At 29.1% G+C, this 22,683-nt stretch carries 20 protein-coding genes; all 20 read left to right on the top strand.

Going from position 1 to position 22,683, the window contains the following annotated elements; genetic code table 11:
- Nucleotides 1-163 precede the first annotated feature (163 nt).
- The 20 genes from BLS77_RS15775 to tpiA all read left to right on the top strand — a co-directional run bounded on the left by BLS77_RS15775 (nt 164) and on the right by tpiA (nt 22,655).
- Nucleotides 164-715, top strand: a complete 552-nt coding sequence (locus tag BLS77_RS15775) for a hypothetical protein (protein ID WP_242874002.1) — start codon at nt 164-166, stop codon at nt 713-715.
- Between the two features lie 397 nt (nt 716-1,112).
- A complete protein-coding gene (locus BLS77_RS15770) occupies nt 1,113-2,369 on the top strand; it encodes a magnesium transporter MgtE N-terminal domain-containing protein (protein ID WP_089971995.1) in 1,257 nt (418 codons plus the stop codon).
- A gap of 369 nt (nt 2,370-2,738) precedes the next feature.
- The gene (cysK, locus tag BLS77_RS15765; protein WP_089971992.1) at nt 2,739-3,647 is read left to right on the top strand and encodes a cysteine synthase A; all 909 of its coding nucleotides are present in this window, start codon (nt 2,739-2,741) and stop codon (nt 3,645-3,647) included.
- A gap of 26 nt (nt 3,648-3,673) precedes the next feature.
- Complete coding sequence (gene epsC, locus BLS77_RS15760) at nt 3,674-4,258, top strand: serine O-acetyltransferase EpsC (RefSeq protein WP_089971990.1); 585 nt, start codon at nt 3,674-3,676, stop codon at nt 4,256-4,258.
- A gap of 79 nt (nt 4,259-4,337) precedes the next feature.
- Nucleotides 4,338-5,318, top strand: a complete 981-nt coding sequence (gene queG / locus BLS77_RS15755) for a tRNA epoxyqueuosine(34) reductase QueG (RefSeq protein ID WP_089971988.1) — start codon at nt 4,338-4,340, stop codon at nt 5,316-5,318.
- Nucleotides 5,319-5,481: 163 nt separating this feature from the next.
- Nucleotides 5,482-6,198 (top strand): lysophospholipid acyltransferase family protein, encoded by a 717-nt coding sequence (locus tag BLS77_RS15750; RefSeq protein WP_089971986.1) that lies wholly within the window; start codon nt 5,482-5,484, stop codon nt 6,196-6,198.
- A gap of 136 nt (nt 6,199-6,334) precedes the next feature.
- Nucleotides 6,335-6,973, top strand: coding sequence for an endonuclease III (gene nth, locus BLS77_RS15745; protein ID WP_089971983.1), 639 nt, complete (start codon nt 6,335-6,337; stop codon nt 6,971-6,973).
- Between the two features lie 281 nt (nt 6,974-7,254).
- Nucleotides 7,255-8,160 (top strand): D-alanine--D-alanine ligase, encoded by a 906-nt coding sequence (locus BLS77_RS15740; protein WP_089971982.1) that lies wholly within the window; start codon nt 7,255-7,257, stop codon nt 8,158-8,160.
- Nucleotides 8,161-8,436: 276 nt separating this feature from the next.
- Complete coding sequence (locus tag BLS77_RS15735) at nt 8,437-9,153, top strand: response regulator transcription factor (RefSeq protein ID WP_089971979.1); 717 nt, start codon at nt 8,437-8,439, stop codon at nt 9,151-9,153.
- The gene (locus BLS77_RS15730; RefSeq protein WP_242874001.1) at nt 9,143-10,828 is read left to right on the top strand and encodes a sensor histidine kinase; all 1,686 of its coding nucleotides are present in this window, start codon (nt 9,143-9,145) and stop codon (nt 10,826-10,828) included. Before BLS77_RS15735 ends, BLS77_RS15730 begins: the two co-directional genes overlap by 11 nt.
- Before the next feature lie 121 nt (nt 10,829-10,949).
- Nucleotides 10,950-11,897, top strand: coding sequence for a glycoside hydrolase family 25 protein (locus tag BLS77_RS15725; RefSeq protein ID WP_089971978.1), 948 nt, complete (start codon nt 10,950-10,952; stop codon nt 11,895-11,897).
- Between the two features lie 292 nt (nt 11,898-12,189).
- A complete protein-coding gene (locus tag BLS77_RS15720) occupies nt 12,190-13,686 on the top strand; it encodes a VanW family protein (protein WP_242874000.1) in 1,497 nt (498 codons plus the stop codon).
- 326 nt (nt 13,687-14,012) lie between these two features.
- The gene (locus tag BLS77_RS15715; protein ID WP_089971975.1) at nt 14,013-14,855 is read left to right on the top strand and encodes a Cof-type HAD-IIB family hydrolase; all 843 of its coding nucleotides are present in this window, start codon (nt 14,013-14,015) and stop codon (nt 14,853-14,855) included.
- Between the two features lie 221 nt (nt 14,856-15,076).
- Nucleotides 15,077-15,538: a tRNA (cytidine(34)-2'-O)-methyltransferase gene (locus BLS77_RS15710; RefSeq protein WP_089971973.1), complete on the top strand. Its 462-nt coding sequence runs from the start codon at nt 15,077-15,079 to the stop codon at nt 15,536-15,538.
- A 21-nt stretch (nt 15,539-15,559) separates the two neighbouring features.
- Nucleotides 15,560-16,426 carry a DegV family protein gene (locus BLS77_RS15705; RefSeq protein ID WP_089971971.1) on the top strand — a complete coding sequence of 289 codons (867 nt, stop codon included), beginning with the start codon at nt 15,560-15,562 and terminating at the stop codon, nt 16,424-16,426.
- 309 nt (nt 16,427-16,735) lie between these two features.
- Nucleotides 16,736-18,115: an RNA polymerase factor sigma-54 gene (rpoN, locus tag BLS77_RS15700; RefSeq protein WP_089971969.1), complete on the top strand. Its 1,380-nt coding sequence runs from the start codon at nt 16,736-16,738 to the stop codon at nt 18,113-18,115.
- Between the two features lie 231 nt (nt 18,116-18,346).
- On the top strand, nt 18,347-19,384 hold the full coding sequence (locus BLS77_RS15695) for a sugar-binding transcriptional regulator (RefSeq protein ID WP_089971967.1): 1,038 nt from the start codon (nt 18,347-18,349) through the stop codon (nt 19,382-19,384).
- A 49-nt stretch (nt 19,385-19,433) separates the two neighbouring features.
- Entirely contained in the window at nt 19,434-20,432 is a 999-nt protein-coding gene (gene gap / locus BLS77_RS15690) for a type I glyceraldehyde-3-phosphate dehydrogenase (RefSeq protein WP_089971964.1), read from the top strand.
- Nucleotides 20,433-20,607: 175 nt separating this feature from the next.
- A complete protein-coding gene (locus BLS77_RS15685) occupies nt 20,608-21,783 on the top strand; it encodes a phosphoglycerate kinase (RefSeq protein ID WP_089971962.1) in 1,176 nt (391 codons plus the stop codon).
- Between the two features lie 122 nt (nt 21,784-21,905).
- Nucleotides 21,906-22,655, top strand: a complete 750-nt coding sequence (gene tpiA / locus BLS77_RS15680) for a triose-phosphate isomerase (protein WP_089971960.1) — start codon at nt 21,906-21,908, stop codon at nt 22,653-22,655.
- Nucleotides 22,656-22,683 lie beyond the last annotated feature (28 nt).

Genomic DNA, 22,683 nt, shown 5'->3' with positions numbered 1-22,683 from the left:
ATCAAGAAAAAATTAATAATTATAATTAACAGTAATATGAAAGGATATGAAGCAGAAATTGATAGGATTCATCTACTTATGTCTAGTGTTATTTATAATTATTTTTATTTTATATCTATTTAAGAAAAATATAAGATCATCTCCTAAAAAAATCAAACTTTTTATGGCAATGGCACTTGCACCGCTATTATTAAGATTTTTAGTATTGATGTGTGGAATAATAATTGAAAAACAATCTATTATATATATGCTTAGACCTTTTGTATTTTTAAATTTCTTTAGTAATCCCCTATTAATTATAGGTTGTTTGTTTATATTTTTAAGGGACGAAAAGGTTAAATTTAATATTAATTATATTTTTTTAAGTATATTATTAGTAGGTTATTGTTCTTTAATAATGTTTTATAAAATAGATATCAATATAAATACAACTTTTGGATTTGTGTTAAATATAAGACAAATGTTAATGCCAACATTAGTTTATTTAATAATTTTTGGATTACTAACAGTGTTTACCATGTTATTTATAGACAAACCACATAGTAATAAATTTGGAATGAGAATACTTATAGTAAGCTTAATAGTAGTAATATTAGAACAAGTATTCTTTATTGGAGGAATAAAAAGTTTTCCTTATCCAATAATAGGAGAAATATTTATTTTGTTTTCAACATTTAAGGCGATAGAAACTTTTAATGTGCTTTCAAAAAAATAATAAGTTAAAATTTTCATATATTTAAAAAATAAAAAACAGTAAGGGGATTATACCTTACTGTTTTTAGTTTAGAAAAATTTTTTCAAATTACATGATTGAAAAAGGTTGCGTTTTAGTCATTCTATAATATAATATAGTAGGTAAGTAAATAAATAATGGGCTAAATTGTAAATTAGAAACTGGTTAATAGAATATAAACAAGGAGTGAATTTAAAATGGAGGGTGCCCCTCATGGTACGGACTTAGAAAAATTGAATAATATTTTTAGAGGATACATAATAGGTCTAAACTAACATTAGTTACAATATGTATGAATATAAAAAACTGTATTTATACATATTGTAATTAATTAATATAAGTCATATTGTGAATCCTTTAAACTTGAGGAGGAAGCTTTATGAAAAAACTATCAGTATTTTTATACACTAGCATTGTAGGAAAGAAAATGTATGATGAATTTGATGAGGTGCTAGGACTACTAAAGGATATATATGTAACTACAGATGAAGGTTATCCTAGAGTCATTGGATATAAGGTTAAACGTGATGGATCAACCTTTCACTACGAGTTCAGAAACATATATTTTTGCCAAGTAGATAATAAAGTTAAAATAGTAACACGAGGTAGTAAAGAAATACTTCCAAGGACCTATTCATATCTATTATCGCAAAATCTATTAGATAAAAAAATCGTAGATATTAATGGAAAGCAAGTTGTTCGTGTTGATGATTTAAGAATAGCGGAAATAGCAGGGGAATATAGAGTTGTAGCAGTTGAAACAGGACCAACTGCCAAGTTTAGAAGAATGGGATGCGAAGGCTTGGGTAGATTTATCTATAAAATTATGAAAAAGGAATATGAAGATAAAGTTTTAACTTGGGATAATGTTGAATCGCTTGAAATGATTAATAATAATTTAAAGCTATCAGTTCCATACCAAAAGTTATCAACACTACATCCAGCAGATTTAGCGGATATATTAGAGGAATTAGATGCAGGTTCAAGAAAAAGAATTTTTGAATCTTTAGATGAGGATTTAGCAGCGGATACTCTAGAAGAAATTGATCCTGAATACAAGGGTAGTATTATAAAGGGACTTAGTGATAGTAAAGCAGCAGAACTTTTGGAAAATATGCCTAGTGATGAAATAGCAGATTTACTAGATGAGCTAGATGAGGAAGAAAGGGAAAAAATTCTTGCTAATTTAGAAAAAGAAGATGCAGAAGAAGTTAAAGCTTTGCTTAAATATGCAGATGAAACTATAGGAACTATAATGAGTAAGGATTTTATATCCTTTAATTTAGATATTACTACAGGTGAAATTATAGAAATACTAAAAGAAATGGAAGAAATAGAAGAAGAAGAATTATATGCTATTTATATAACTGATGAAAAAGAACGAGTTATTGGAGCTATAAGCTTAATGCAGTTACTTTTAAATAATTCAGATGTTAAAGTTAAAAATATTATGGATGAAAACATAAATGTTATAAGACATAATGTAGAAATAGATGAGGCTGTAGAACTAGTATCAAAATATGATTTATTATCAATTCCAGTTGTTGATGAAGATGATAAATTAATTGGATCAGTAAATGCTCATGATTTAATTGATGAAGTTTTATACCCGATTTGGAAGAAAAAAAATAAATAAAATAATTTCAATGAACAAGGTTGACAAATTTAGTGAAAAGAATATAATAAAAAGATAAAGCATATTAAAATGCTCGGAATTAAAAATTGCGAAAAAAGAAAAGTAGCATAAAAGATGGTTATTTGAATATAACCTAATTAGAGTATAAGTGAGCTGAAAGAAAATAGATTAGAATAACTAGCTATTTTTTTGAAGTTCCCTACAGGGAAGTTAACTTCGTCTCTATATAGTTTATATATAGAGGCGGGGTTTTTTCATTTGTAAAATTATTTAATTTTGAGAAAGACTAAGATATCTGAAAGAATAGTATAACTTAAAGTAGTTTTTTTGAAGAGAAATTATAAAATATAAAAGAAGGAGTGTATAAGAATGATATATAACGGAGTTTTAGAATTAATAGGAAAGACACCAATATTAAAAATAAATAATTTGGTAGATGAAAATAGCGCAGAGGTTTATGTAAAGCTTGAAAAATTTAATCCAGGTGGAAGTGTAAAAGATAGAGCAGCCATTGGAATGATAGAAAAGGCAGAAGAACTTGGGTTATTAAAAGCTGGAGATACAATAGTTGAACCAACAAGTGGAAACACAGGAATTGGAATAGCTATGATAGGAAATTTAAAAGGATACAAGGTTGTTATAGTTATGCCAGAAACTATGAGTAAAGAAAGAAGAGATTTAATAAAGGCTTATGGAGCGGAATTGGTTTTAACTGAGGGTGCTAAAGGAATGAAGGGTGCAATTGAAGAAGCTAATGAATTAGTTAAAGAAAAAGGATACTTTATGCCGCAACAATTCGAAAACTTAGCTAATCCAGAAAAACATTATAGTACAACAGCAGAAGAGATATTTGAAGATATAAGTGATTTAGATGTTTTTGTTGCAGGGGTTGGCACAGGTGGAACTATAACTGGAGTTGGTAGGAACTTAAAGAATAAAATAAAAGACTTAAAAGTAGTGGCAGTAGAACCAGCTAACTCTCCTGTATTAACTGGAGGAAAGCCAGGTCCACATAAAATTCAAGGAATAGGAGCAGGTTTCATACCTTCTATATATAATAAAGAGTATGTAGATGAAATTATACAAGTTTCAGATGCAGATGCTTTTAAAACAACAAAGGATTTTGCAATAAAAGAAGGGGTTTTAATTGGTATATCATCAGGGGCAGCAATTTATGCAGCTATAGAAGTAGCTAAAAAGTTAGGCAAAGGAAAGAAAGTACTAGTAATAGCTCCAGATGGTGGTGAAAAGTATATTTCCATGGGAATATATGATTAATTAATTTAAACAAGGGGGTAAAAGCTGTGTTTGATAGATTAAGATATGATTTAAATAATATAATGAAAAATGACCCAGCGGCAAAAAGTAAAATAGAAGTTTTTCTTTTGTATCCATCAGTTCATGCGATAATTGCATATCGAATGTCACATTTTTTATTTAAACGCAAATTATACTTTATTGCAAGGGTAATATCTCAACTATCAAGATTTTTTACTGGAATAGAGATACATCCAGGAGCTACAATAGGACGAGGTTTATTTATAGATCATGGTATGGGGGTTGTAATTGGAGAAACAGCAGAAATTGGTGAAAATGTAGTGCTTTATCATGGGGTTACATTAGGTGGTACAGGGAAAGATATAGGGAAAAGGCATCCAACAATTGAAGATAATGTTGTAATTGGAGCTGGAGCAAAAGTTTTAGGTCCGATTACAGTTAGAGAAGGTGCGAAGATAGGGGCTAACTCAGTTGTGGTTAAGGAAGTTCCAAAAGGTGCAACAGCAGTTGGAAGAGCTGCTAAAAATATTGTTAGAATATCAAACTGTATTATAGAAGTAAATGATATTCATGGGAAAAAGAAAAAAATATATAATGATATGATCATTTAATATGATTATTTAGGCATTTAAAAAATAACAAATCAAGGTGAGATGTATATTTTTCAAGATGCCTTAAGAGGGTTAAAAGATGGAGTTAAAAGAAAAAATAAAAGATTACTGCGAATTTTTAGGGCTAGATACAATAGGTTTTATAAAATGCAGAGAGTTTAATGAACTAAGAGAGTTTTACAATGGAAGAAAAGCTTTTAATTTAGAAAATGAATTCGAAGAAGAGAATATAGAAAAAAGAATAAATCCTAATATATATATGGAAGAGGGAAAAACTATTATATCAATAGCTTTCCCTTACCTACATAACGTAGAATATATTAATAATGGATTTTCAGTTTATACAAGAGGCGAAGATTATCATAAAGTAGTTAAATCATATTTAAACAAAATATGTAATTATATAGAAAGTCTTGGTGGAGTTGCAATCTCCTTAGTTGATAGTAATACTCTACCAGAAAGATATATTGCATATTTAGCTGGAGTTGGGTTTATAGGTAAAAATAATATGATAATAACAAAGAAATATGGTTCATTTGTTTTCCTTGGAGAAATAATAACAAATTTAGAGATTAACAGTGATGATTTAAGAACATTTGAAGAGTTAAATAACTTTAAGGAATGTAAAGATTGCGAAGCTTGTTATTACGCATGTCCTACTAAGGCTATTAATATAAATAGAAAAAATTGTAATATATGTCTATCATATTTAACACAAAAAAAAGACTTGGAAGATAAATATATTAAATTGTTAAATGGAAGAGTTTTTGGTTGTGATAGTTGTCAAGACGTATGTCCATATAATAAAAATGCATTGTTTTCAAATATAGAAGAATTCAAACCATTTTCTTTTATGAATGAAAATAATACAAAAGTTTTAGCATATATTAATAATAAGGATTTTAAAGAAACATTTTTAAAAACCTCCTGTGGATGGAGAGGTAAAAATGTATTGAAAAGAAACGCAATTATAAAATTAGCTAAAAATGATTTAGATAGTATAAAAGAATTAGAAACAGAATCACCATACATTATAAATTATATAAATAGACTTTTATAAAATTATAAAATATAATATTAGGTAGATAAGGCATGTTTTTCTGTTGTTTTTTCAAGATGACTTAGGGAACTTCGAAAAATAATCAGTCATAATCTTTGACTTGTTATTTTTTAAGCTCTCTTATTGTGCGGTGCCTAAAGTTTAAGAAGGTGAGGGGATATTAATGTTATCACCAATAGTAGTAAAGATAATGAAAATGTTACCAGAGAGTTTATTAGTTAAATTTACAAAGATTGCTGTGAATAGATATTTGAAAAAATATGGAAGCTTTGATGTTCAAGGCTTAGAAAACATAGAGAAAGTTAAAGGTGCTAAAATATTTATATCAAATCATTTAAGTAATGCAGATGGTTTAGTTATAGATATGTTGCTTAGAAAAAAATATGATCCTACTTTTATTGCAGGAGCGAAGCTTTCAGATGATCCAGTAACTAACCTTGGAACTAGATTAGTTAAAAATATTCAAATAAAACCTAACACAGCAGATAAAGACGCAATAACTAATATGGTTAAACTTATTAAAAGCGGACAAAATATGGTCATGTTTCCAGAGGGTACAAGAAGTAGAGGCAAATCTATGATAGAAGCTAAAAAGGGTATTTTACTTATATCAAGGTTAACAAAAGCACCTATAGTTCCAATAGCTTTATGGGGAACAGAAAAACTACTTCCAATAAATGAAGGTGGAACTATGGCAGATGAAACATGGAAACATGCAGATGTACATGTGAGAATAGGTGAACCTATAACACTTCCAGTTAGATCAGCTGATGAAGATAAAAAAGAATTTGAAAAAAAATCAATGGATTATGTAATGAAATCTATAGCAAATTTATTACCAGAAGAGTATAGAGGTGTATATACTAATTCTAAAGAATAATAAAACACTAAGCTACTCAAATTATTTGAGTAGCTTTATTTTATCGTTAATAATATATACGGGTTTAGAGAATAATAACTAATTGATATAGTAAATGAAAAGATGAGAATATAATATTTAGAGAGAAGGTGAAGATATGAAGCCAAGGACAAAATTGATATTAGATATATTAAAAGAGGAATATCCAGATGCTAAATGTGAACTTAATCATGGAACACCATTTCAACTTTTAGTTGCTACAATATTATCAGCTCAAGCGACTGATAAAAAAGTAAATGAGATAACAGAGTCGCTATTTAAAGAGTATCCAGATTTAGATGCTTTCTTAACATTAAGTATAGATGAGCTTGAAGTTAAAATAAAGCAAATTGGATTATACAGAACTAAATCAAAAAATATTATGATAATGTGTAATCAGTTAAAGCAAAACTTTAATGGTGAAGTTCCAAAAACTATGGAAGAACTAACTTCTCTTGCAGGAGCAGGAAGAAAAACTGCAAATGTAGTATTATCAAATGCTTTTGGAGTGCCATCTATTGCAGTTGATACCCATGTGTTTAGAATAGCAAACAGATTAGCCTTAGCAGATGCAGATAATGTATTTGAAGTAGAAAAGCAACTTCAAAAGGAATTACCTAAGAGAGAATGGAGCGAAGCACATCATCTTTTGATTTTTCATGGGAGAAGATGCTGTGTAGCTAGAAATCCAAAGTGTAATGAATGTAGATTAACAAAACAATGTAAATACTTTAAGGATATTGAAAAAAATAACTAGTTATAAATTTTGTTTGTTATTTTATTACAACTAAGTCCAAATGATAAAAAAGAAAATTCTTAAATAAAAGTGTAGAGTTGTAATATATAATTCAATACAATATAGTGATATAATAATAAAGGCTTGATAATCAAGTCTTTATTTTGTTTACTAGTATTTTTAAATTTAATATATTAGTAAATAATAAATTATTTTTATAAGATATTTTAATTTAGTCATTTGCAAAAACAAATCAAGGTTAGATTTTTGAAAGTGTCTTATATAATTTGGAGGGGAAGAAAATGAAAATTGGAGTAATAATGGGTGGAATATCTTCTGAAAGAGAAGTATCCTTAAATAGTGGTAAATCAATACTTGAAAATATAGATAGAAATAAATATGAGGTAGTTCCAATTGTTATTGATGACAAGGAAGATATAATAAACAAAGTTAAAGGAATAGATTTTGCGTTGCTTGCTCTTCATGGTAAGTTTGGAGAAGATGGAACAGTTCAATCTGTGCTTCAAACTTTAGAAATACCTTATTCAGGTTGTGGTCCTTTAAGTAGTGCATTGTGTATGGATAAGGATTTAACTAAGAGTGTATTAAAATCACATAATATAAGAGTTGCAAAATGGATAAATGTTAGAAGCATAGAAGAAATAGATTATAATGTTATAGAAGAAATAAAATACCCTGTATTTATAAAGCCAACTAATGGTGGTTCAAGTGTTGCTACGTTTAAAATTACTAAAAAAGAAGATGTAGAAAATGCTGTAGTTGAAGGCTTGAAGTGGGATACAGAAGTTATGATAGAAGAATACATTAAAGGTGATGAAATAACTTGTCCTGTATTTGAAAATGTAATGTTCCCAGTTGTAGCAATTAAACCTAAAGCTGAATTCTTTGATTATACTCAAAAGTATGCAGCTGGTGGAGCAGATGAGTTTGTTATAGAACTTGAATCAAATCTTCACACTGAAGTAGAACAAATGGCGTTAGATACTTATAGAGCTCTAAAGTGTGCAGTTTATTCAAGAATAGATATGATAATAACTAATGAAGGGATTCCTTATATATTAGAAGTAAATACACTGCCAGGGATGACGAGTACAAGCCTTTTCCCAAAAAGTGCAGAAGCTAGGGGTGTAAGTTACTCTGGGTTATTAGATATGATAATTGAAACATCAATGAAAGAAAAAAGATAGTTAGTTATAAAGCCCTTGATTTATAATAAATCAAGGGCTTTATTTAGTTGCTTTTTAAATATAAGTATAAGAGGCTTTAAAAAAAATAATAGACCTATTTACTAAGCTATTATTTCTTGAAGGGCACTAAATTAAGAAATTTTTAAGAATTATATTAGTTTTTTATTAAGAAATTAAGAATAAAGTTAGGTTAATTAATAGATAACATATTAGATATTTTGTTTAATAAATATAATATGATAAAATTATATTATAATTTAAGGGGAGCGATTAGTTATGGATAAAGAAAGAATTTTAATAGTAGATGATGAAAAAGAAATTAGAGATCTAATTGAAATATATTTAAAAAGTGAAGGATATAAGACTATAAAGGCTGGAAATGGAGAAGAGGCATTAGATATATTAAAAACTGAAGAAGTTGATTTAATTATATTAGATATAATGATGCCTAAGTTAAATGGAATAGAGGCTTGTTTAAAGATAAGAGAGGAAAGAGAAATGCCGATAATTATGCTATCAGCTAAAAGTGAGGATTTAGATAAAATACTTGGGCTTAATACAGGAGCAGATGATTATTTAACTAAGCCTTTTAACCCGCTTGAGTTAATAGCTAGAATTAAATCGCAGCTTAGAAGATATAAAAGGTTTAATGCTAAAAATAAAATAATAGATAATGGATCAAAAGAAGCAAAAAATATAATAGAAATAGATGATTTGGGTATAAACTTAGAGACTCATGAAGTTTGGAAAGATGAAGTTTTGATAAAACTTACGCCAACAGAGTTTGATATTTTAGTAGTACTTGCTCAAAATAGAGGCAAGGTATTTAGCATAGAAAATATTTATAATAGTGTGTGGAAACAAGAATTTATGAAATCTGATAATACTGTTATGGTACATATAAGAAAAGTAAGAGAAAAAATAGAGGATGACCCAAGAAAGCCTAAGTTTATAAAAACAGTATGGGGGGTAGGCTATAAAATTGAAAAATAACAACAATTATAAAACGCAGAAGATGGAAATAAAAGAGCAAAAAAATATATTTGAAAAGCAGATGAAAGAAGAAAAAATAAATTTAAACAGAGAAAGACAAATAGAAAATGCACAAAATAGAGAACTTGTAAATAGAGTTAAATTATTTGCAAGAAGATTTTTGGATAAATTTTTGAAATCTAGAATTGGAAATAAAATAAACGAATTTATTTATTGGTTAATGAAGAGAATAGAGAACAGTATTCGTTTTGAGTTAATGGTGGTTTTTGCAGTATGTTTTTCAATTTCAGCTGTATTTTATGGAATATCTAACAATATTTTATCGAGAGATTATACAAGTAGTAGTATAGAATATGATTATGAAACAATAAAAGATAACGCATTGCACCTAGTAAATGAAATATCATATGAAAAAGAAAAATCAGGGTATTATGGTAATGATGAAAGTAATTCTATAGATGAAAATGGAGGAGTAGGAGTATATAGAGAAAGTATTGAAAATACATTACTAATGTATAAGGATAGTAAGATCAAAGTGTATTTAACTGATTTAGATGGAAAGGTTATATATAAAAGTAATGGAGCCGGAGAAGAAAAACTTGATATTTATGCAATTTTAGATAAAAGTAATAATATTGCTTCGGATGGAGAAGAAAGAACACTATTATATCCAATTAAAATAGGAGAAACTAGAAACTATTTAATATATTCAGAAATTCCAACACCAAGAATAAATATAGAAACCTATAAAGGGGAAAAATCGTTCTTTGCATTAATATTATCAGTTTTAGTATTTATATCTGCCTTTATAGTTATAACAAATAGAAAAATAAAATACTTAGATGATATTGTTAAAGGGGTTAATATAGTATCTTGTGGGGATTTAGCTTATAGGGTAGAAGAAAAAGGTAAAGATGAAATTACAAGTCTTGCAGTTAATATTAACACTATGACAGAAGAAATTGAAAGAAGAATTCAAGGCGAAAGAGCAGCTGAAAAAACAAAGGGTGAGCTTATAACAAATGTTTCGCATGATTTAAGAACTCCTTTAACATCGGTAATGGGATATATTGGGCTGATTAAGGATGGGAAATATGAAAATGAAACTATGATGAAGGAATATCTAGATATTGCTTTTAGCAAATCAAATCAATTAAAAGAACTTATAGAAGATTTGTTTGAATATACAAAGCTTAATAATAATGGAATAGTAATAGATAGAGAAAAAGTTAATTTAGTAGATTTTTTAGCTCAAATAATAGAAGAATATATGCCTCTTTTTGATGAAAATTCATTAAAAGTCGTAAAGAAATTTGCAGATGATAAAACAGAAGTAAATATAGATACAGGAAAAATAGTTAGGGTCTTTGAAAATTTATTTTCTAACGCAATAAAATATTCATTTAAACCTGGTGAAGTTGTTATTTCTTCTTATCAAAATAATGGATATGCGAATATTATAATTAAGAATAGTGGAGAAACAATTACAAAAGAAAAGATGGATAAATTATTTGATAGGTTTTATAGAGCAGATGAAGCAAGGAATTCAAATGTTAAAGGTAGCGGCCTTGGACTTGCGATATCTAAAAATATAATAGAACTACATGAGGGCAAAATATGGGCAGAATGTATAGGTAATGATATAAGTTTCTTTATTAAATTAAGAGCAGTATAAGAGAAATTATTTATTGTTTTTTCAAAATCATTTAGGGCTATTAAAATAAGTTTAAAACAGTAACAATTATTAGATTTTATAATAACATATTAAGGAGAAGTATTTTTTTAGTGGAGGAACAATGCAAAATAAAAATGATAAGAGTCTTTTTGGAATAGACATAAATGAATTTACTCAAGGGGTGGATTTTGAGGTTTTATCTAAAACATTAGATTTTCTATATCTAAGATCCTCAGGATCAGGTTCAGCTGGTGGAAGATTTAGAGTAGATAAAAAATTTCTAGAATATGCTCCTAAAGCAAGGCAATATAAAATACCAGTTGGTGCATATCATTATGGAGTACCTTCTTATGATTTGACAGCTGCAGATGCTCAATGTGATGATTTTATAAACTTATTACAACAAGGGTTTGGAGAAAAAAACTATGGAGATCTTTTTCCTGTATTAGATATAGAAGCACCAATAGAGGAAAAGATAAGTACAAAAGCATTAGTAACCTGGGTAGATAGATTTAGAAAGAGATTTGAGAAGAAAACTAGAAGAAGATTAATGCTATATACGGGGTTATTCTTTATTGACCTTTACGATGATTTTAACGTACCAGGTATTGGGCAACCTTTAAAGAATATGCCACTATGGATAGCAATGTACACAAATGTACCTATAAATCCTCCTTATCCACCAGATGCAGGTGGATGGAAGAGATGGAGAATTTGGCAATTTAGTGAAAGTGCTATTGTAGAAGGAGTTTCTAATCCCGTAGATGCTAATTGGGGGCCAGATAGCATAGATCTTTTAACACAACCAAGAAGTATAACTGGATTGAAAGCTGTTAGAGAAGGTAAAAAAATATTGGTAAATTGGAACCCGAATACGGATACAGATCTTTTGGGTTATAACTTATTTGTAAATGGTTATTGGATAACTACATTAAATAAGAATGATACAAAGTTTGAAATTAACGAGAGTGATTTACCAGTTACAGCCAAAGGTTTAATTACTATAAGTATTGAAGCTTTTGATAATGATGGAGAAGTATCACAAATTAGAAGTAAGGTAGTTGTATAAGAAGTATTAAAAGCTTAATATGGAATAAAAAACAAAAAAATCTGGCTAAGGCTGGATTTTTTTGTTTTTAAATATTTTGTTAAAATAAAAAAATATATTTTATTATTTAATTTTAACTAAATGTATTAAAATAAATTTCGATATAATATATAATAAGAAACAGTAGTATTTTAAAAAAAATTAGTACTGTATAAAATAAGGCACTTGAAAAAGGACTAGCATAGTAGCTTGTTATTTTTTGAAGATGCTTAAATTAAGATATATAAATATATCTATGGGAGGTGTGTAATAATTGAAAAAAAATAAAAGTCTACAAAAAAGCAATTATAATGAATTATTTGAAAAAAATAAAAAGCCAATAATGATTGGTTCAGTTGTTTTAGTTGCAATTATTGCATCAAGTTTAGCCTATGGAATAGGTTTAAATAAGAACGTTAAGGCATGGGAAAACAAAGTTTACCCTGGAGTTAATGTTTATGGCGTGGAAATTGGTGGGTTAACTAAAGAAGAGGCTATAAAATCTTTAAATGAAAAATTATCAGTAAATATTATGGACAAGACTTTAGCCGTAACTGCTGGAGAACAAAAGTTTGATTTGAAATATTCTGATTTAAATCTAAGTTATGATGTAGAAGCTATTGCTACAGATGCCGTTAAATATGGTAAAGATGGTAGCAACTTTTCAAAAAATACTAAGATAAAAAAAGGTAAGGATCATAATATAGAAGGGGAAATTTCCTATGATGAAGGTAAATTAAAAGAATTTGAGGATACTGTAAAATCTACTGTAGATGTGGAACCAAAGGATGCTAAAATATCAACAAATAGTGGAAATATAGTAATTATACCAGAAGTAGTTGGAAATAAAATCGATGGAGAGGATCTTCATAATAAACTTGTTGAAAATATAAATAAAAATCTATCTAATAAAGTTGAATTAACTTTTGAATTAAAAGAATGTAAAGCAAGACTAACTAAAGATGATTTAAGTCAAATAGATAGTAAGCTTAGTTCATATAGTAATAGTTATAGAATGACTGGAGATGGAAGAGTAAGAAATATGGAAATTGCAGCTCAAACTGTAAGTGGTATTGTTTTAATGCCCGGGGATGAGTTTAGTTATAATGACTTAATTGGAGATACTACGCCAGATAAAGGTTATGAAAAAGCTAATACTTATGTAGGAAATAAAATAGTTCCAGATTATGGCGGTGGTATATGTCAAGTTTCAACAACTTTATATAGGGCTGTAATGAAAGCTAACATACGATCAACTGAACGAAGAAATCATTCACTAATGGTTGGATACTCAGAGGCAGGGTTAGATGCGACAGTAGCTTATGGGTTTGTTGATTATAAGTTTAAGAATACTTATGATTTTCCAATTTATATTGAAGGAGCTGTAGGCGGGGGAACTGTAGGATTTAGTATTTATGGAAATAAATCAAAATTTGGTGAAAAAACATATGAATTAGTTAACGAAGTTTTGGAAACTTATAAACCCGGAAATGAGTATGTTGATGATCCTACATTAGAAATAGGAAAAGAAGTGATTCAATCATATGGTATGACTGGGTATAAAGCTAGTTCGTATCAAGTAACTTATGAAAATGGAACTGAAGTTAATAGAGAAATTGTTGCCACAGATGTATATGGTACTACAAAGAGTGTAGTTAAAAGAGGAACTAAGAAACCAGTAAATACGCCTCCACCAGCAAATGTAGCAACACCTACACCAGTTCCGACACCAGTACCAACACCGGTGCCAGCACCAAAAGTAGCACAATAAAATATAGTTAAGAAAGCTTAGGAATTTTTAATTTCTAAGCTTTTAATTATGTGTATGAAAAAAAATAATGTATATTGTTCAACATAATTATTTAATGAAATTATATGTAGAAACTAATGGGAAAAATATATTGAAATAACAAAGGAATTATAAAATAAATACAAATGGATAGTATAATAGTGAAGTAGAGTGTATTTAATAAGGAAAAGTGATATTATAATAATATAAATTAAGGTGGAGAAAAAGATTTATTCAAGTGTGGCATAAGTGAAAAACAACTAATATTAATAATATCTTTAGATGCCTAGCAGAAGAGGAGTTTTTTTATGAAGTATAAGATGGTTTGCATTGACATGGATGGTACCTTGCTTGGAAAAGGACGCAATATATCAGAAAAAAGTAAGGGAATTATTAAAAAAGCCCATGAAAAAGGTGTTGAAATAGTAGTAACAACTGGACGTATTTATAATAATGCAGCATATTTTTCACATATACTTGGAGTTAAGTCTCCGGTAATTGCTGCAAATGGAGCTATAGTTAGAGAAAATAATAATAATATAATATATGAAGAATATATTCCAACCGTAGATTGTTTAGAGATTATTAAGGTTCTAGATAAAAATAAAATATCATTTCAATTTTATACAACAGATACAATATATTGTAGTAACCTAATAAGTAAAATGGCAACAGAACTATTTATGACTAAACAAATAGGTTATGAAATGTTGAAAATAAAATATATTATGGTAGATAAAATAGAAAAGTGGGAAGATATTTTTAAAAATAATGAAGGTAAGATGACAAAGTGTATAGCAATATCTCCTAAAGCTAGAAAGATAGAGAGTGTTAAAAAGGCACTAAAAAAAGTGAAGAATATTACTATCTATGGTTCAGGCAAAAGGAGTATAGAAATAAATTATAAAGAAGTATCAAAAGGAAATGCAGTAAAAGTACTTGGAGAATATTATGGAATAAGCTCTGATGAAATTATGTGCATAGGAGATAATGAAAATGATATTTCAATGATAAAATATGCAGGGCTTGGGGTTGCTATGGGAAACGCAATAGAGGAAGTAAAGGCAGTAGCAGATTTTGTTACTGAAACTAATAAAGAGGAAGGCGTAGCTTTAGCTATACAGAAATTTATAATTGATGAAGAGAGTTGACTAAATACTAACAGCTAATGTCTTTGACTATTATATAATGATATAGTATGATTATGGGTAGGTGAAATTAAACTAAGAGTAAGATGAAAGTGCATATTACTCTTATTATGCTTATCAATAGGATAAGTTCTTCTAAATTTCAGATGGAGTTAGATATTTTTTGAAGATCCATAAACTTTATCTAAAGATAAGAATAACTTGAAGAGTTGGAGGATGAAAAAATGAATTTTAATATAGTTATGTATCAACCGGAAATTCCACAAAATACAGGAAATATAGCAAGAACTTGCGTGCTTACTAATTCAACCTTGCATTTAATTAAGCCGCTAGGATTCAAAATAGATGATAAACAAGTGAAAAGAGCTGGACTTGATTATTGGAAAGAGTTAAAACTTGAAGTACATGAAAGCTATGAAGATTTCATGTCTAAATACGGAAATGAAAGAATCTTTTTAGCAACTACACATGGCGGAGTCTACTATAATGAGGCAACTTTTAAAAAAGGTGATTTTATAATGTTTGGAAGAGAATCCTCAGGAGTGCCAGAGGCTGTCCATAATGAACATAATGGAATAAGAATTCCGATGATAGAAACTAGTACAAGAAGCTTAAATATTTCAAATACAGCAGCGATAGTTGTATATGAAGCCTTAAGACAAATAGGTTTCCCAAATATGAAATAAAAAGTGGTGGGGGGTGAAAGAATGCAAAAAATAAAGATAATTACTGATAGTTGTTTAGATATACCAAAATATCTTATAGAAGAAAATGACATAGAAGTTTTACCGGTACTAATAAATTTTGAAGAAGAAAGTTATTTAGATACAATTGAAATAACTGTTTCTGAAATGCAAAAGAAAATAGAGCAAAAGAAAATTTTACCAACTACAGCGCAGATAATTCCCCTAAGATTTGAAGAATGTTTTAAAAAATATTTAGATCAAGGTTATAAAATAGTAGCTTTAATAATGTCAGCTAATATGAGTGGTACTTATGAATCAGCTTGTTTAGCTAAAAATATGTTAGAGTCAGATGACATAGTTGTTATAGATTCAAATACTATAACTTCAGGACTTGGATTATTGACTTTGGAAGCATGTAGATTAAGAGATGCAGGGCGATCAATAGTTGAAATAGAAAAGGAATTAAATGAAACTAAAAATAAAATTAAAAGTTCTATTGCATTTGAATCTCTAGATAACCTTGTGAAAGGTGGAAGAATATCTAAAACAGCAGGGGCTATAGGAACTGCTTTAGGATTAAGATTAATTCTAGAAATAAAAGATGGTACAATGGCAGTTAAGGATAAAATAAGAGGAAATAAAAAAGTGATTAAAAAAATTATTTCTGATTATGAGGATGGGAATCCAGATACAAGTAGTCCGGTTGCTCTTTTGGTGTATGATAATGATGACTTATATAGTGCTCTAAAAGAGTATTTAGAAGGAAATGATATAGAATATATAACTACTACAGTAGGATGTGCAGTTGGAATACATTCAGGTCCTAAAGTTTGTGGATTATTATTTATATCTAAAGAAGCTACAAATAATAATGGCAAAGTAGAATAGTCTATTTTAGTATTGGACTATTGTTTTTAAAAAATGCCTAACTAAAAATAGAGAAAGTCCTTTGGGCTTTCTTTTTTTTGAAATTTTTTAGTAAACATTGAATAGAAATTTCTTAAATTATTCTAAATAAAAAATAAAAAGAAAACGCTTAGAGTTTGAATATTCAATAAATAGAGTGTATATTAATATTAGAGACTTGGAAAAAATAATAGACTATAAAATTGGTTTATTATTTTTTTGAAAGTGCCTTAGATATATATTTAGAATATTAAAAAACTAAATAATTTTATTGAATGAAGGTGTTAATTTATGAAACTAGATTTTAATTTAAATCTTTCCCAAGAACAAAGGCTTGTGATGACGCAACAAATGCAACTATCTATAAAGTTACTTCAAATGTCATCTTGCGATTTAAGGGAATATATAGACAATGAATTTACAGAAAATCCTATGCTAGAAGGAAATTTTGATACAGTTCAAGAAGAAGGTAATTACCAGGATAAAATTGATTATAAAGAAATGATAAAATATTTAGAATTTGATAATTATGGTTCGCAAAACTATGGAAGTTATGATAGTGATAATGATGTATCACCATTTAATTTTATAACAAAGAAACAATCATTAACCGAATATCTTCATGAACAAGTATTGGAATGTAATGAAGATGAGTTTATTAAAACAATAGTTGGATACATGATTGAAAATCTAGACTCTAGAGGTTATTTAAGTTTTCCTTTAAAGGATATATGTAGAGAACTTGAAATATCAGAAAAACTAGGGAAAGAAGCTTTAGATGTACTTCAAGATTTGGAACCAGATGGAATAGGCGCGAAAGATTTGAAGGAATGTTTGAAAATTCAACTTATTAAAAGAGGTATTTTAGACGAAAATTTAGAAGATATAATAGATAATTATTTAGATTCAATTGCAGATAATAAATATATAAATATTTCAAAAGCTTTAAAAATAACTCCAAAAGAAGCACAAAGTTGTGGAGATTTAATAAAAACATTAGAGCCAAAACCTTCAAGGGGGTTTTATACAGGTGAGGAAGTGAAATTTATAATCCCAGATGCATCTATAAGGAAAATAGATGGAGAATATTTTGTAATTATGAATGAAGGAGCATTACCTAGGTTATCAATTAATAGCTTATATAAACAAATAATTAATAATAAAGGGGACAAGCAAGCAGAGGAATATGTTAAAAATAAATTAAATAGTGCTATGTTTCTAATAAAAAGTATAGAACAAAGAAAAGGTACGCTTCTTAGAATTTTAGAGAAAGTAATTAAAAAGCAAATAGAGTACTTTGATAAAGGTCAAAAATATTTAAAGCCTATGAGTTTAAAAGAAATGGCAGAAGAATTAGAAGTTCATGAATCGACCATAAGTAGAGCTGTAAGAGATAAATACGTGCTGACAAGTATGGGAACGATTAAAATAAAAGATATATTTACTACAGGTTTAACTTCAAATGAAAATGGTGGAGAAGATGTAGCAGTAGTGAATATTAAGAAAAAGATAAAAACACTTGTAGATGAAGAAAATAGAATTAAGCCTTTGTCAGATCAAGTTATATGTAATGAACTAAATAAAAAAGGACTAAATATCTCAAGAAGAACCGTAGCAAAATATAGAGAAGAGCTAGGGATAAGATCTTCAAGTAAAAGAAAAAGAATATAAAATGCCTAAGTTTTACAATAAAGAGTGTTTTTTATTTAACAATTAAATAAAAAAAATAGATAAAATACGGCTAGAATACACATCTTAGGAGAGTTTTTGGTAATAAAAAGGCGAAAACTATATAAAAATTTTCAAGAAACCCTTTCATATTTCTAAGATGTGTTTTATAATAGTAACTGTGGGACGCTTGAAAAAAGCGTGGGACGCTTTTCGACCAAGGGAGGGCTAAAAGTGCAGGAAATATTATCATTACAGAAAAAAATAGTTCCTGAGCTTGTAGAAGTCCTGGAAAAAAGATATAACGTTCTAAGAACTATAAGTTATAATCAACCAATTGGTAGAAGAGTTTTAGCAAATCGACTAAATCTTGGGGAAAGAATTGTAAGAACTGAAATTAGTTTTTTAAAATCTCAAAACTTAATTGAGATAAATACCCCAGGAATGACTGTTACTGAAGAGGGACAAGAAGTTGTTGATAGGCTAAAAGATTTTATCCACGAACTTAAAGGATTATCTGATATCGAAGAGAGTATAAGATCATTCCTTGGGTTAAAAGATGTAATAATTGTTCCAGGAGATACTAATGCAAATCCAACAATATTAAAAGAGCTTGGAAAAGCTACTGCCAATTATGTAAAAACAATTATAAAAAATAATGACATAATTGCATTAACTGGTGGTAATACTATTAAAGAATTTGTTGAAGCATTTCCTAAAATAAATAATGTGTCAGATATTCTTGTTGTTCCAGCCAGAGGCGGAATGGGAAGAAAGGTTGAGAGTCAAGCTAATACTTTAGCAGCATCTTTTGCTAAAAAAATTAATGCAAGCTATAAAATGCTTCATATTCCAGAAAACTTAAGTTTAGAGGTCTTAGACACACTGCTTAAGGAAAAAGAAATAAAAGAAGTAATAGATACTATCCATAAAGCAGATATTCTTATTTATGGAATAGGTAATGCTATTGAAATGGCAGAAAAAAGAGGAACATCTTTAGTTGAAACAGAGAGATTAAGATCCTTAGGAGCCATAGGCGAAGCTTTTGGATGTTATTTTAATAAAGAGTCTAAAGTTGTATCGGAAAATACTTCAATTGGAATAAACATTAATCAAGCTAAAAATATAAGTACGCATATTGCAGTAGCAGCTGGAGAACACAAAGTTGAATCCATTTTGTCTACTATGATGAATAATAAAAATGCTGTGCTTGTAACAGATGAATCTGCAGGAAGAAAAATATTAGAATTTATTAAAGAACAAACTAAATAAGCTTTAAAATTTAATTTTAAATAGATCTATTTTATAGGAGGTAATTGCAATGGTAAACGTAGCGATTAATGGTTTTGGAAGAATAGGAAGATTAGCATTAAGATTAATGATTGACAACCCTGAATTTAACGTGGTAGCAATCAATGATTTAACAGATGCTAAAACATTAACACATTTATTTAAATATGATTCAGCTCAAGGAAGATTTAATGGAAACATTGAACTTAAAGATGGTGGATTTGTAGTTAATGGTAAAGAAATTAAAGTTGTAGCTGAAAGAAATCCAGCTAACTTACCTTGGGGTGAATTAAAAGTAGACGTAGTACTTGAATGTACTGGTTTCTTCGCTGATAAGGAAAAGGCTGAAGCTCATATAACAGCTGGAGCTAAGAAAGTTCTTATATCTGCTCCTGCAACAGGAGACGTTAAGACAATAGTGTTTAACGTAAACCAAGATATATTAGATGGAACAGAAACAGTTGTTTCAGGTGCTTCATGTACTACAAACTGTTTAGCTCCAATGGCTAAGGTATTAAATGATCAATTTGGATTAGAAAAAGGATTCATGACTACAATTCATGCATACACAAATGATCAAAATACATTAGACGCTCCACATGCTAAGGGTGACTTAAGAAGAGGAAGAGCTGCTGCTGCAAGCATAGTTCCTAACTCAACTGGAGCTGCTAAAGCAATTGGTTTAGTAATCCCAGCATTAAAGGGTAAATTAGACGGAAACGCTCAAAGAGTACCAGTTATAACTGGTTCATTAACTGAATTAGTTTGTACTTTAGGAAAGAACGTTACTGTAGAAGAAATAAACGCTGCTATGAAAGCTGCTGCTGATGAATCATTCGGTTACACAACTGATGAAATAGTATCTGCTGACGTAATAGGAATTTCATTCGGATCATTATTCGATGGAACTCAAACAAGAGTTATGCAAGTTGGGGATGCACAATTAGTTAAAGTAGCTTCATGGTACGATAACGAAATGTCATACACTAACCAACTTATCAGAACTTTAAAATTCTTAGTAACTAAATAGTAAATTTTTATAATTTAATATTTAAGGCATTTCTTTTGGGGATGCCGTGTAAGAAATAAAGACATAGTTGTTGGTCTGGTTTTGTAGTTAATGCTATGAGGTCAGACCAATTTCTTTTAAGCAATACTTTATTTAGTAAAGCTTTTATAAAAAATTGCAAGGGGTGTATATTATTATGAACTTTAACAAAAAAACTATCGAAGATATCGATGTAAAAAGTAAAAGAGTTTTAGTAAGATGTGATTTTAACGTGCCATTAAAAGAAGGCGTTATAACTGACGTAAATAGATTAAATGGTGCATTACCTACTATTAAGTATTTAGTTAAAAATGGAGCGAAGGTTATCCTTTGTTCACATTTAGGAAAAGATGCTTCAAAATCATTAGCACCAGTTGCTACAAAATTAAGCGAACTTTTAGGTCAAACAGTAGTTTTCGCTAGAGATGAAGAAGTTGTTGGAGCAAATGCTAAAAAAGCAGTTGCAGAAATGAACGACGGAGATATCGTATTATTAGAAAACACTAGATGTAGAAAAGAAGAAACTAAAAATGATCCAGCATTCTCAAAAGAATTAGCATCACTTGCTGACGTATTTGTTAATGATGCATTTGGAACTGCTCATAGAGCTCATTGCTCTACAGTTGGAGTTACAGAATTCTTAGATACAGCTGTTTGTGGATACTTAATCCAAAAAGAATTAAAGTTCTTAGGAGAAGCAGTAAATGCGCCAGTTAGACCTTTTGTTGCTATATTAGGTGGAGCTAAGGTTTCAGATAAAATAGCAGTTATAAATAATTTATTAGATAAAGTTGATACATTAATAATTGGTGGAGGAATGGCTTATACATTCCTAAAAGCACAAGGATACGAAATCGGGACTTCATTAGTTGAAGCTGATAGAGTTGACTATGCAATGGAAATGATTGAAAAAGCTAAAGCTAAGGGTGTTAAATTCTTATTACCTGTAGACCATAGAGTTGCAGCAGGATTTAAAGATGTTGAAGCAATAGTTACAGCAGATCAAAACATACCAGAAGGACATATGGGATTAGACATCGGACCTAAAACAGATGCTATATATGCAGATGCTATTAAAGATGCTAAGACTGTTATCTGGAATGGACCTATGGGAGTATTCGAATTCGATAACTTCAATAAGGGTACAATTGCAGTTGCTAAAGCTATGGCTGATGCAGATGCTACAACAGTTATTGGTGGAGGAGACTCAGCTGCAGCTGTTAATATCTTAGGATTTGGAGACAAAATGACTCACATATCAACAGGTGGTGGAGCATCACTTGAATTCTTAGAAGGTAAGTTATTACCTGGAATAGAAGCTTTAAATAACTAATTAAGAGTTGCCATAAATAAATAATTAATCAGAGTTATAAAAATTACTGAAAAGTTATTTATTTTAGGTTACCTAATCAATATTAAAATAAATTGAAAAAATAAAATTAAGAGGTGAATATAATGAGAAAAGCAATAATAGCTGGAAATTGGAAAATGAATTACACACCTGCACAAGCAGTTACTGTTATAGAAGAATTAAAATCATTAGTTAAGGATGCTACTTGTGACATAGTTATATGTCCAACTTTTGTTTGTTTAGACGCTGCTTTAAAAGCTGCTGCTGGTTCAAACATTAAAATAGCAGCACAAAACATGCACTTTGCAGAAAATGGTGCTTTCACAGGAGAAGTAGCTCCAGGAATGCTTGAAGCTATGGGAGTTTCTTATGTTGTTATAGGACACAGTGAAAGAAGAGAATACTTCAATGAAACAGATGAAGCTTGTAACAAAAAAGTTAAAGCGGCTTACGCTCATAACTTAGTTCCAATTCTTTGTTGTGGAGAATCATTAGAAGATAGAGAAAATGGAACAACTAATAATGTTATCGAAGCTCAAATCAAAGTTGATATAGCTGGATTAACAAATGATCAAGCTAAAAACTTAGTAATAGCTTACGAACCAATTTGGGCTATTGGAACAGGTAAAACTGCTACTTCAGAACAAGCAAACGAAACTATAGCTGCTATAAGAGGAATGGTTGCAGAAATGTACTCAAAAGAAATTGCAGCTGCAGTAAGAATCCAATACGGTGGATCAGTTAAGCCAAACACAATAAGCGAACAAATGGGTATGTCAGATATCGATGGAGCTTTAGTTGGCGGAGCTAGCTTACTTGCTACAGATTTTGCAGGAATAGTTAATTTCAAATAAGAATTTTTTTTATAAGACCCTATAATTC

It is taken from the genome of Clostridium gasigenes, assembly GCF_900104115.1.
Taxonomy (GTDB): Bacteria; Bacillota; Clostridia; order Clostridiales; family Clostridiaceae; genus Clostridium; species Clostridium gasigenes.
The sequence above is the reverse complement of the archived record's forward strand: the minus strand, read 5'-3'. Positions and strand labels throughout refer to the sequence as shown.